This is a genomic window from Streptomyces sp. CMB-StM0423 (genome assembly GCF_002847285.1).
In the GTDB taxonomy this organism is placed as follows: Bacteria; Actinomycetota; Actinomycetes; order Streptomycetales; family Streptomycetaceae; genus Streptomyces.
Genome location: NZ_CP025407.1, coordinates 3,408,440 through 3,420,000, shown reverse-complemented (window position 1 = coordinate 3,420,000; position 11,561 = coordinate 3,408,440). Strand labels below are relative to the sequence as shown.

Below are 11,561 nucleotides of genomic sequence, written 5' to 3'. Positions count from 1 at the left end.
GAAAGAGTACCTGAAACCGTGTGCCTACAAGCCGTGGGAGCGTCGCATGCAGCAACTTGTTGCTGTGTGTCGTGACTGCGTGCCTTTTGAAGAATGAGCCTGCGAGTTAGCGGTGTGTAGCGAGGTTAACCCGTGTGGGGTAGCCGTAGCGAAAGCGAGTCCTAGCTGGGCGATTGAGTTGCACGCTCTAGACCCGAAGCGGAGTGATCTAGCCATGGGCAGGGTGAAGCGGCTGTAAGAGGTCGTGGAGGCCCGAACCCACCAGGGTTGAAAACCTGGGGGATGACCTGTGGTTAGGGGTGAAAGGCCAATCAAACTCCGTGATAGCTGGTTCTCCCCGAAATGCATTTAGGTGCAGCGTCGTGTGTTGCTTGCCGGAGGTAGAGCTACTGGATAGGCGATGGGCCTTACCGGGTTACTGACCTTAGCCAAACTCCGAATGCCGGTAAGTTAAGCACGGCAGTGAGACTGCGGGGGATAAGCTCCGTGGTCGAGAGGGAAACAGCCCAGAGCATCGACTAAGGCCCCTAAGCGTATGCTAAGTGGGAAAGGATGTGGAGTCGCAGAGACAACCAGGAGGTTGGCTTAGAAGCAGCCATCCTTGAAAGAGTGCGTAATAGCTCACTGGTCAAGTGATTCCGCGCCGACAATGTAGCGGGGCTCAAGCGTACCGCCGAAGTCGTGTCACTTACGCAATAGTCCTAACGGATGTGTGAGTGGGTAGGGGAGCGTCGTGTGCCGGGTGAAGCTGCACCGGAAGGTAGTGGTGGACGGTTCACGAGTGAGAATGCAGGCATGAGTAGCGATACACACGTGGGAAACGTGTGCGCCGATTGACTAAGGGTTCCTGGGTCAAGTTGATCTGCCCAGGGTAAGTCGGGGCCTAAGGCGAGGCCGACAGGCGTAGTCGATGGATAACCGGTTGATATTCCGGTACCCGCTGTGAAGCGCCAGACATCGAATCAGGTGATGCTAAGCCCGTGAAGCCCCCTGTCTGATCCTTCGGGTGAGGGTGGGTGTGGTGGAGCCGGTGATCCGAGCTTGTAGTAGGTGAGTGATGGGGTGACGCAGGAAGGTAGTCCAGCCCGGGCGGTGGTTGTCCCGGGGTAAGGGTGTGGCCCGTTGTGCAGGTAAATCCGCGCAACTTTATGGGTGAGACCTGATGCCGAGCCGATTGTGGTGAAGTGGATGATCCTATGCTGTCGAGAAAAGCCTCTAGCGATGTTTCATGGCGGCCCGTACCCTAAACCGACTCAGGTGGTCAGGTAGAGTATACCGAGGCGTTCGGGTGAACTATGGTTAAGGAACTCGGCAAAATGCCCCCGTAACTTCGGGAGAAGGGGGGCCGTTTCCGGTGATCCGTTTTACACGGGGAGCCGGGGGTGGCCGCAGAGACCAGCGAGAAGCGACTGTTTACTAAAAACACAGGTCCGTGCGAAGCTGTAAGGCGATGTATACGGACTGACGCCTGCCCGGTGCTGGAACGTTAAGGGGACCGGTTAGTCATTCTTCGGGGTGGCGAAGCTGAGAACTTAAGCGCCAGTAAACGGCGGTGGTAACTATAACCATCCTAAGGTAGCGAAATTCCTTGTCGGGTAAGTTCCGACCTGCACGAATGGCGTAACGACTTCTCGACTGTCTCAACCATAGGCCCGGTGAAATTGCATTACGAGTAAAGATGCTCGTTTCGCGCAGCAGGACGGAAAGACCCCGGGACCTTTACTATAGCTTGATATTGGTGTTCGGTTCGGCTTGTGTAGGATAGGTGGGAGACTGTGAAGCGGCCACGCCAGTGGTTGTGGAGTCGTCGTTGAAATACCACTCTGGTCGTGTTGGATGTCTAACCTGGGTCCGTGATCCGGATCGGGGACAGTGTCTGGTGGGTAGTTTAACTGGGGCGGTTGCCTCCTAAAATGTAACGGAGGCGCCCAAAGGTTCCCTCAGCCTGGTTGGTCATCAGGTGGTGAGTGTAAGTGCACAAGGGAGCTTGACTGCGAGACTGACGGGTCGAGCAGGTGCGAAAGCAGGGACTAGTGATCCGGCGGTGGCTTGTGGGAGCGCCGTCGCTCAACGGATAAAAGGTACCCCGGGGATAACAGGCTGATCTTCCCCAAGAGTCCATATCGACGGGATGGTTTGGCACCTCGATGTCGGCTCGTCGCATCCTGGGGCTGGAGTCGGTCCCAAGGGTTGGGCTGTTCGCCCATTAAAGCGGCACGCGAGCTGGGTTTAGAACGTCGTGAGACAGTTCGGTCCCTATCCGCTGCGCGCGTAGGAGTCTTGAGAAGGGCTGTCCCTAGTACGAGAGGACCGGGACGGACGGACCTCTGGTGTGCCAGTTGTTCTGCCAAGGGCATGGCTGGTTGGCTACGTTCGGGAGGGATAACCGCTGAAAGCATCTAAGCGGGAAGCCTGCTTCGAGATGAGGACTCCCACCCCCTTGTGGGGTTAAGGCCCCCTGTAGACGACGGGGTTGATAGGCCGGATCTGGAAGCCCTGTGAGGGGTGGAGGTGACCGGTACTAATAGGCCGAGGGCTTGTCCATAGCTGCTTGCGTCCACTGTGTTGTTCCCAGACAGCAAACCATTGTTGTCGGGTTGGCTTGAGTTTGTTCACTTAATTGAAGAGTGTGCTTGTTCGCTGACCCTTTTAGGGTTTCGGTGGTCATAGCGTTGGGGAAACGCCCGGTCTCATTCCGAACCCGGAAGCTAAGCCCGACCGCGCCGATGGTACTGCATGGGGGACCGTGTGGGAGAGTAGGTCACCGCCGAACAATTCTTCATGAGAGCCGTCCCGAACGCTTTGGGGCGGCTTTCGTGCGTTACGGTGGCCGATATGAGCGGCCGCGCGCACCTGATGTGGGACCAGGCAGTCACCGCGTACGACTTCGGTCCTGAACATCCCATGGATCCCGTTCGGTTGGCGTTGACCATGCGCCTCGTCGAGGAACTCGGGATCGACAAGGCCGTCGACGTCGTCGCCGCCCCCGCGGCCGGCGAGTCGACCTTGCGGCTCGTGCACCGGCAGGACTACATCGACGCCGTGCGGCGGGCCTCCGAGGCGCCGGTGGAAGCCGATCCGTCCTACGGGCTGGGGACGGTCGACGATCCTGCGTTCGTGGGGATGCACGAGGCGTCGGCGTTGATCGCCGGGCAGTCCGTGGCGGCGGCGGAAGCCGTGTGGGACGGGCGGGCGGTACACGCGGTGAACTTCGCCGGGGGGCTGCATCATGCGATGCCCGGTGCTGCTTCGGGGTTCTGCGTCTACAACGATGCGGCGCTGGCCATCGCGCGGCTGCTGGAGCTGGGCGTAGAGCGGGTGGCGTACGTGGATGTGGACGTGCACCACGGCGACGGCGTACAGGCGGCGTTCTGGGATGACCCGCGGGTGCTGACCATCTCCGTCCACGAGCACCCCAGCACGCTCTTCCCCCAGACCGGTTGGCCCGAGGAGACCGGTGGGTCCGGGGCCGAGGGGCAGGCGGTGAACGTCGCGCTGCCGGCCGGGACCGGGGATGCGGGGTGGCTGCGGGCGTTCCACGCCGTCGTGCCGGAGCTGCTGGCGTCCTGGGGGCCCCAGGTGCTCGTGTCGCAGCACGGGGCCGACACGCACGCCGAGGACCCCCTGGCGCACCTCGCCGTCAGCCTGGACGCACAGCGTGCGGTGATGGAGACGTGTCACGCCCTGGCGCACGAGCACGCGGACGGGCGGTGGCTGGCGCTCGGCGGGGGCGGGTACGCCGTCGTGGACGTCGTACCGCGCTCCTGGGCGCACCTCTGCGCCATCTCCGCCGGCCGCCCCGTTCTTCCGGCCACCGAGGTCCCCGAGAGCTGGCGGGCCGAGGCGCTGCGGCGGACCGGGCAGCAGGCCCCGTACCGGATGACCGACGGGCGTGACGCCTCCTGGGCGGACTGGGACGCGGGGTACGACCCGGGCTCGGCGCTGGATCGTGCGGTGCGCGCCGCGCGGCGGACGGCGTTCCCGGCGCACGGGCTGCTGCCCTGAAGCAGCCGGTGCCGCCGCGGCTTTCTTGCGGGCGAAATATTCGCGAAGCCGCCCGTTCCGCCCGTAAGGGCGGCCAGAGTGGGTCGGGTGTTGACCGACGCACCCTTGTTGCGTAGGCATCTGCTGGCGACGGGGATCGCCGGGCCGGTGGCGACGAGCCGCGACAAGAGCCTCCGCAGATATCAGCAGTTCGCGGCCCGCGACCCCCGGGTGCTGCTCGGGCTGGAACCGGAACGCGACTGGTCGGTGGCCGAGTTGCTGCGGCTGATGGCGGAACGCTGCGGTACGAGCGGGGATCCGGGCCGGATCTCGGGCGCCGAGGTCATCGATCCGGACCGTACGATCGACGCCCTGCACGCCTTCGCGGAGCGGCTGCGCGACGCCGCGCGGGACGGCGAGGCGGTGCTGTTCGGCACCGGGCACCCCGACCGCCTCCTCGGCTTCTACGCCCCCTTGGCTGCGGGGCTCTCGGCGGCTGGGTGCGTTGTTCTCACCCCCGGTGAGGGCAGAGATGTCGACATAACGACCCGATTCGGCGTACGTACATACCGCCTCAACTACCCCGAGTCCGTTGCCGTTCTGGGCGACCCGGACCCCTTCTCCGGGCCCGCGACCAGGGGGGTCCATACTCACTCTCCGCTTCCCCTGCGTGCGGCACTCGGTGCCGCCGCAGCCGCGGGCGGGCCGCTGCCCGGGCTGGTGGTGGGGGACCACGGATGGGCCTGCGGGGCTGGTCAGTTGGGCATCGAGGCCATCGGTCTGGCGGATGCGGACGACCCGGCACTCTTCGTCGCCCAGGTAGAGGGCCGAGTGCCCGTTGTGGTGCCACTTGATGACTCTGTGCAACCGGACAGCTACGGGCCGGTGGCCGACTATGTGCTCAAACACGCCCGTCTGTCACTGTAGCCATGCGATCGCTACTCCTCTTCCCCACTTGCATCACCCGCCCCTAATCTGGGGAGGAGCGCGCATGCGAGGAGGAGGCACCGGAGGGGAAGCCGGTGTCCGTCATGTGCGGAAGGTTCAGGTGTGTCATGGCTGCAAGCGATAAGCCTCTCAACGAGGTTGTGTTCCTGACCGTGGCGGAAGTAGCCGCGGTGATGCGAGTGTCCAAGATGACCGTGTACCGATTGGTGCACAGCGGCCATCTGCCGGCGATCCGGGTGGGGAGGTCCTTCCGGGTCCCGGAGCAGGCCGTGCACGAATACCTCCGCGAGTCGTATGTGGGGGTGGAGTCTGCCTGACGGGTCCGACAGGTTGCGCACCCTCGATTACGTCAATCCAGCTCGCCCGGGTAGGCTTGGGCCCCTGTAAGACGTGTGGGCCCTTGCCCGCCCACCCCGACGGAGCGAAGTGAGCGAGGGTACCCGTGGGCTCTGTGATCAAGAAGCGGCGTAAGCGGATGGCGAAGAAGAAGCACCGCAAGCTGCTGAAGCGCACGCGAGTGCAGCGCCGCAACAAGAAGTAGCGGTAGCCCGCACCCGTACCGCCGTCCATCCGCCTTTCCCGGCGGGTGGGCGGCGGTTGTGCGTGGTGCCGCGTTGTCCTGCGTATACGGTGGGGCGATCGTGCGTGCGGGCAGGCAGGGAGAGGAAGGCGAAGGCCAGTGGGCAGAACCGTGCTCGTCACCGGCGTCGCCCGCCCCCTGGTCGGGCGCCTGGTCCGCCGGCTCATGCGGGAGTCGGACGTGGACCGCGTCATCGGCGTCGACGCCAGGGCACCCGAGCACGAGCTCGGCGGCGCCGACTTCGTTCCCGCGGACATCCGCCACCCCGTGCTCGCCCGGATCCTCGTCGAGCACCGCGCCGACACCGTGATGCACATGGACGTCACCGGCACCCCGCTCACCCGCGGCGGCCGGGGGGCGGTCAAGGAGAACAACGTCATCGGGTCCATGCAACTGCTCGGCGCCTGCCAGCAGGCGCCGCGCGTGCGGCGGCTCGTCGTGAAGTCCACCACCAGCGTCTACGGCTCCGCGCCCCGCGACCCCGCCGTGTTCACCGAGAGAACGCCGCCCAAGGCGCTGCCCAGCGGCGGCTTCGCGAAGGACGCGGTGGAGGTCGAGGGGTACGTGCGCGGGTTCGCCCGGCGCCGCCCCGACGTCGCCGTGTGCGTGCTGCGGTTCGCCAACATCCTCGGCCGGGGCGTGGACACGCCGCTCGCCGAGTATCTGGCGCTGCCCGCCCTGCCCACCGTCCTCGGCTACGACCCGCGGCTGCAGTTCGTGCACGAGGACGACGTCATCGAGGTGCTGCTGCTCGCGGCCGGCGAGCCGCGCCGCGGCACGATCAACAGCGGCACGTTCAACATCGCAGGCGAGGGCGTGCTGCTGCTCTCCCAGGCCGCCCGGCGGCTCGGCCGGCCCACGGTCCCGGTGCCGCTGCCCGCGGTGACGTGGGTCGGCTCGGCGCTGCGGTCCGCGGGCATGACGGACTTCTCGCCGGAGCAGATCCGGCTGCTGACCCACGGCCGGGTCGTGGAGACGACGCAGATGCGTGAACTGCTCGGCTTCACGCCGGAGTACTCGACGGCGGAGGCGTTCGCCGACTTCGCCGCCGGGCGGGCGGCGGGGCTGCTGCCGCCGCGTGAGGTGCGGCGGGCCGTCGACGCGGTCGGCGAGCTGCTGGGGCTGCCGGGGGCGCGGACCCCGGCGCAGGGGGACGGTGTTGCGAAGGAGTCGGTGCCCGATGGCTGACGCGAAGGTCATTCCGTTCGACGACGACCGCTCCCGCGGCGGCGGCAAGTCCAGGCGCCGGTCCGGCGCCGGCCGGCCGCGGCGCGCGGACGGCGGCGGCGCCGCGGGCGCGGAGGCGGCGCTCTCCGCGCTGCCCGGCGGGCAGGGGTCCGCGGACGACGAGGGCGCGGACCGTACGGACACGGCGGGGGACCCCGCAGGGGACGAGGGTGCCGCGGATGGCGCCGGGTCGGCGGACCGTGCGGCACCGCCGGGCACCGAGGCCGCGGAGGCGGTCGCCGCGGCACTGCAGAGCGCCCTCATGAGCGCGCTGCCGCGGCTCCTGGGCGGCGGCTGGGAGCGCCGGGCCACGGACGCGCTGGGCTTCCTGCGGCGGCGGCTGACGGGCGACTACGAGGTCGACGAGTTCGGCTTCGACGCGGAGCTGACCGACCAGGTGCTCGTGCCGCTCTGCCGGCCGATCTTCGAGAAGTACTTCCGGGTGACCGTCAAGGGCGTCGAGAACATCCCCGACACCGGCGGCGCGCTCGTCGTCGCCAACCACTCCGGCGTGGTGCCCTGGGACGGGTTGATGGCCCAGGTCGCCGTCCGCGACCACCACCCCGCCGACCGCCATCTGCGGCTGCTCGCGGCCGACCTGGTCTTCATGATGCCGTTCTTCAACCAGCTCGCCCGCAAGGGCGGGCACACGCTGGCCTGCGCCGACGACGCGTCGCGGCTGCTGGCGCGGGGCGAGGTCGTCGGCGTGATGCCGGAGGGGTTCAAGGGGATCGGCAAGCCGTTCGCCGACCGCTACAAGCTGCAGCGCTTCGGCCGCGGCGGCTTCGTCTCGACGGCGCTGCGGGCGGGGGCGCCGATCGTGCCGTGCTCGATCGTCGGGGCGGAGGAGATCTACCCGATGCTCGGCAACGCCAAGACGGTGGCGCGGCTGCTCGGGTTGCCGTACTTCCCGGTGACGCCGACGTTCCCGTGGCTGGGCGCGCTCGGGGCCGTACCGCTGCCGACGAAGTGGACGATCGAGTTCGGCGAGCCGATCCCCACGGACGGCTATCCGCCGGAGGCGGCGGACGACCCGATGCTGATGTTCAACCTGACCGACCAGGTGCGCGAGACGATCCAGCACACGCTGTACAAGCTGCTCGTCGAGCGGCGGTCGGTCTTCTTCTGACCCGTAACCGCCGCTCCGCCTGCTTCCCCTGCGCCGCCTACTCCTCCTCGCCGAAGTCGAGGCCCAGGTCGGGCAGCGGCAGCAGCGGCGGGAGGGTGATCTCGGGCTTCTTCTTGCCGGGCGGCTGCTCGGTGGGCGTGGTGCTGCTGCCGCCGGTCTCCTGGCCGCCCGGCTCGTCCTCGTCGGGCAGGACGCCGCCGATCAGTCCGTCCTCGCCGATCAGCCCGTCCTCCTCGGTGGTGCTGGGCTTCGGCTCGCCGTCCTCGCCCACCTCGCCGTCGGCGGTGGCCGTGGACGACGGGGCGGGCTCGGTCTCGTCGGTGTCGGTGTGGCCGCCGCCGGTGCTCGCGGTACCCGGCGCGCTGCCGCTGGGGGAGGTGTCGTCCTCGGGGCCCGGCAGCAGTGACGACAGCGGGGCGACGTCCTGCTTTATGGCGTCGAACACCGAGCTGACCTCGTCACCCAGGTCGCCCAGCTCGACGGGGAGCCGCTCGCGCAACTGCTGCCAACTGCGCTCGTTCTTCTGCGAGAAGGCGGAGAGGGTCTGCATGGGGCCGAGCGAGCCGTCCTCGTCGTACGCGCCGCGCAGCAGCTTGCGGCCTTCGCCGGCGTCGTGCCGTACGTTGTCGAGGGCTTCGCGGACCTCGCTCATCGACTCGGCGTCGAGGTCGCCGGCGCGGCCGCGCTCCATCAGCCGCCGCGCCTCGTTCAGCCGCGTGCCGGCCTGGTCGAGGTAGATGCGGCCGCGCTCGGTGTCGCCGTCGGCCATACCGCGGCGCAGGTCCTCCATGCCGCGCTTGAGGCCGTAGAGGGTGTCGCCCGGGAGGGCGTCGGAGCTGACCGCCGCGGCGGCGCTGAACGCGCCGGCGGCGACGCCGACACCGGCGCCGCCGATGGCCACGCCGCGGGAGAGCCGGGAGTGCGGGCGCAGCCGGGACAGCGGTCCCGCCGCGCGGTGGGCGCCGCGCTTGCGCGGCGCGGGGATCAGCGGGGCTTCGGTGCTCTCCGCGGTGTCCTCGGCGAGCATTGCCTCCATGGCGGCGATGAGCCGGGTCCGCTGGACGGTCTTCACCTCGGGGTCGAGGGTCGGACCCGGCACCGAGGCGAGCTGCCCCGCCAGGCCCAGCAGTCGTGCCTGCTCGGGATCTGCCGCCGGCGCTTCCGCCTGCTGCGCCCGAGACTCCTCATCAAGGGCCTGGGCGAAGGCGTTCGCCCGCCGGTGTGCCGATACGGATCCGATCACGGGCGGCACCTCCTGTCGACTCGGGGTCTTGTGTGGGACTCCCTATCCCGCCCGCGTAGTTGTACTCCTTGACCCATTTCACCCGAAGGGGTGAGCCGGGGTGGACAACACGCGACCGAAGAAGCCCTGCTACCCGCTCAACGACGGGCAGGGCAGTCGGGTTACGCGGTGGCGTTGATACTACTTCGGTGGGCGCGGGCGCCCCGGGTATCGGAAGAGTCAAGGGAGATGGCTTCCCGTCAGCGGGCGTCGTCCGGCAGCAGCCGGGCCAGGGTGCGCACCGCCCGGTACTGCAGGGTCTTGATCGCGCCCTCGTTCTTGCCCATCACCTTGGCGGTCTCGGCCACCGACAGCCCCTGGAGGAAGCGGAGGGTCACGCACTCCTGCTGCTGCGGGTTGAGCTTGCGGACGGTCTCCAGCAGCGCGGTGTTGGACAGCGACTCCAGCACGGAGTCCTCGGGGCTGCGCTCGGTCTCGCTCGGGTCGAGCATCTCGCCGGTGGTGACCTCCAGCCGGAACCGGCTGGACTTGAAGTGGTCCGCGACGAGGTTGCGCGCGATCGTCACCAGCCAGGCGCCGAAGTCGCGGCCCTGCCAGGTGAACGTGCCGATCCGGCGCAGGGCGCGCAGGAAGGTCTCCGAGGTGAGGTCCTCGGCCGTCGCCCGGCCGCCGACGCGGTAGTAGATGTAGCGGTAGACGGTGTCGGCGTACTGGTCGTAGAGCCGGCCGAACGCCTCGGTCTCGCCGGACTGGGCGCGCTCGACCAGGTCCATCATCCGGCGGCTGTCGCCGGTCGAGGGCTGCGGCTGCCTGGTCTGCCTGCCGTTACGCTCGCGGGTGCCCGCGCCGCCGGCCTGCCGGCGTCTGCTGCCGACGGCGGCGCTGCCGTCGGTGAGGGCGTAGGCGGGGCCCGCGACCGGACCGGCGGCGGGACTCGCGGCGGGGCCGGCGACGGCCAGGGCGGGCGAGAAGAGGCGCAGTTGCTCGATTACCTGCGCGCGCAGCGTAGCCAGGCCTGAGGCGTCAACCCCGACGTATGGGTACACGGGACTCCCAGAGGCAGTGCTTCCATCACGTTCAGTGCGGGACCGTTGACCGACGTAGGTATGTGCGGGCACCGGATTGCGTCTGAGGAGAATAACGCTTCGTGTCGGGTGCGCTACCTCCAGTTGCTCAAATCACCGTTTCCGTCCGATCTGTAGCCTATTGACGACCCCTCAAGTATCAGCCGCCGGATTGAGTTTGATCGGTAAGTGACACGAACTGCCTGGTTCACGGGCGTGTTGTGTGTTTCCCGGAGGAATCGGTCACGGGTAAGCTGCCGGCGCCCCGTTGACCGCGGGGCCGGGGGCGCCGGCCGGGGGGTGTACAAGTGCGCTCGATTCAGCGGCGGCGGCGCTGCAGGGCGGCCGCCGCGGCCGCGCCGCCCGCCACCGCGCCGACGCCCGCCGCGGCCGGGATGCCGACCTTCGCCGCCTTGCGGCCCGTACGGTAGTCGCGCAGCCGCCATCCGTGTTCGCGCGCGTGCTTGCGCAGCCGCGCATCGGGGTTGATCGCGTACGGGTGGCCGACGAGGGAGAGCATCGGGATGTCGTTGGCCGAGTCGCTGTACGCGGCGCAGCGCGCCAGCTCCAGCGTCTCGGCGGCGGCGAGGGCCCGTACCGCCTCGGCCTTGGCGGGGCCGTGCAGCACCTCGCCGACGAGCCGCCCGGTGTAGACGCCGCCGACGGACTCCGCGACCGTGCCCAGCGCGCCGGTCAGGCCGAGCCGGCGGGCGATGATCGTCGCGGTCTCGACGGGGGCGGCGGTGACGAGCCACACCTTCTGGCCGGCGTCGAGGTGCGCCTGCGCCAGCGCGCGGGTGCCGGGCCAGATGCGCTCGGCCATGTACTCGTCGTAGATCTCCTCGCCCATCTCCATGAGATCGGCGACGCGATGGCCCTGCACGATGGAGAGCGCGCTGGACTGCGCGTCCTCCATGTGGCCCGAGTGCTCGGCGCCGGCGAGGCGGAAGTACGCCTGCTGCCAGGCGAACCGGGCGAGGTCGCGGGTGCGGAAGAACTTGCGCTTGTAGAGCCCGCGGCCGAAGTGGTAGAGCGCGGCGCCCTGCATGATCGTGTTGTCGAGGTCGAAGAAGGCCGCCGCGTGCACGTCGCCGTGGACGGGGAAGTCCGGTTCTTCGTCCTCTTTTGCCGCCTCGGCTTCGCCGTCCGGCGTGACGCCCTCCGTGCGTACGGCTTCCGCGTGCTCCAGCTCCTGCGACGTCTTGCGCGCCGCCTCGGCCGCGGCCTCGCCGGCCGCGACGCTGCGCGCGGTCGCGCGGCGTCTGCGGCTGAGCCATCCGAATGCGGCCATGCCGATGAGCATAACGGTGCGAGGCGGGCCAACCGGTGTCGAGGGGCTGGGCCTCCGCGGACGCGCGCGTGAACTCCCGGGTGGTTCCTGCCCGC

The 11,561-nt window shown here is 68.5% G+C and carries 9 protein-coding genes and 2 rRNA genes (1 of these 11 cut by a window edge); 8 read left to right on the top strand and 3 right to left on the bottom strand.

Going from position 1 to position 11,561, the window contains the following annotated elements; translation table 11 throughout:
• The 8 genes from CXR04_RS14730 to CXR04_RS14695 form a co-directional block, all read left to right on the top strand.
• Window positions 1-2,545: ribosomal RNA gene (locus CXR04_RS14730) — 23S ribosomal RNA — on the top strand; it begins 584 nt to the left of the window's first position.
• A gap of 111 nt (window positions 2,546-2,656) precedes the next feature.
• Window positions 2,657-2,773 (top strand): 5S ribosomal RNA (gene rrf / locus CXR04_RS14725).
• 62 nt (window positions 2,774-2,835) lie between these two features.
• Window positions 2,836-4,005, top strand: a complete 1,170-nt coding sequence (locus tag CXR04_RS14720) for an acetoin utilization protein AcuC (protein ID WP_101422593.1) — start codon at window positions 2,836-2,838, stop codon at window positions 4,003-4,005.
• Between the two features lie 87 nt (window positions 4,006-4,092).
• Window positions 4,093-4,911 (top strand): phosphatase, encoded by an 819-nt coding sequence (locus CXR04_RS14715; RefSeq protein WP_101426376.1) that lies wholly within the window; start codon window positions 4,093-4,095, stop codon window positions 4,909-4,911.
• 128 nt (window positions 4,912-5,039) lie between these two features.
• Window positions 5,040-5,249, top strand: coding sequence for a helix-turn-helix domain-containing protein (locus CXR04_RS14710; protein ID WP_158691643.1), 210 nt, complete (start codon window positions 5,040-5,042; stop codon window positions 5,247-5,249).
• A 125-nt stretch (window positions 5,250-5,374) separates the two neighbouring features.
• The gene (locus CXR04_RS14705; RefSeq protein WP_003948845.1) at window positions 5,375-5,473 is read left to right on the top strand and encodes a 30S ribosomal protein bS22; all 99 of its coding nucleotides are present in this window, start codon (window positions 5,375-5,377) and stop codon (window positions 5,471-5,473) included.
• Between the two features lie 138 nt (window positions 5,474-5,611).
• Complete coding sequence (locus CXR04_RS14700) at window positions 5,612-6,700, top strand: NAD-dependent epimerase/dehydratase family protein (protein WP_101422591.1); 1,089 nt, start codon at window positions 5,612-5,614, stop codon at window positions 6,698-6,700.
• Window positions 6,693-7,868 carry a lysophospholipid acyltransferase family protein gene (locus CXR04_RS14695; protein WP_101422589.1) on the top strand — a complete coding sequence of 392 codons (1,176 nt, stop codon included), beginning with the start codon at window positions 6,693-6,695 and terminating at the stop codon, window positions 7,866-7,868. The genes CXR04_RS14700 and CXR04_RS14695 overlap by 8 nt, the downstream gene beginning before the upstream one ends.
• Before the next feature lie 37 nt (window positions 7,869-7,905).
• Here the strand turns inward: CXR04_RS14695 and CXR04_RS14690 are convergent, their stop codons facing one another.
• The 3 genes from CXR04_RS14690 to CXR04_RS14680 form a co-directional block, all read right to left on the bottom strand.
• Window positions 7,906-9,120 (bottom strand): DUF5667 domain-containing protein, encoded by a 1,215-nt coding sequence (locus CXR04_RS14690; protein WP_101422587.1) that lies wholly within the window; start codon window positions 9,118-9,120, stop codon window positions 7,906-7,908.
• A gap of 230 nt (window positions 9,121-9,350) precedes the next feature.
• A complete protein-coding gene (locus tag CXR04_RS14685) occupies window positions 9,351-10,157 on the bottom strand; it encodes an ECF subfamily RNA polymerase sigma factor, BldN family (protein ID WP_101422585.1) in 807 nt (268 codons plus the stop codon).
• Between the two features lie 337 nt (window positions 10,158-10,494).
• Window positions 10,495-11,478: an HAD family hydrolase gene (locus CXR04_RS14680; protein ID WP_101422584.1), complete on the bottom strand. Its 984-nt coding sequence runs from the start codon at window positions 11,476-11,478 to the stop codon at window positions 10,495-10,497.
• Window positions 11,479-11,561: the final 83 nt, after the last annotated feature.